The sequence below is a fragment of the Tritonibacter sp. SIMBA_163 genome (assembly GCF_046535935.1).
Lineage (GTDB): Bacteria > Pseudomonadota > Alphaproteobacteria > Rhodobacterales > Rhodobacteraceae > Epibacterium > Epibacterium scottomollicae.
On sequence record NZ_JAWJBP010001161.1, the window covers coordinates 1 to 242 of the forward strand.

At 61.6% G+C, this 242-nt stretch carries 1 protein-coding gene; it reads left to right on the forward strand.

All coding sequences use genetic code 11. The features are described 5' to 3' along the window. Positions 1 to 242: ATP-binding cassette domain-containing protein (locus R0J92_RS25975; protein ID WP_411053811.1), on the forward strand; the 242-nt coding region annotated here is incomplete at both ends.

Here is a 242-nt window from a genome sequence, read left to right on the forward strand (position 1 = left end):
CCACCTACGCAGACCGCAATGTCGCGCGTCTGGCAGGTGGTCAGCGACAGCGCGTTGCTCTCGCCCGCAGCCTGGTGCTGGAACCCAAAGTGCTGGTTTTGGACGAGCCGCTTTCGGCGCTCGATGCCCATATGGCAATCAAGATGCAGGTCGAACTGAAGAATCTCCAGCGCGAGCTCGGCATCACCTGTGTCTATGTCACCCACAGCCGTTCCGAGGCCTTTTCGCTCGCCGACCGGGTT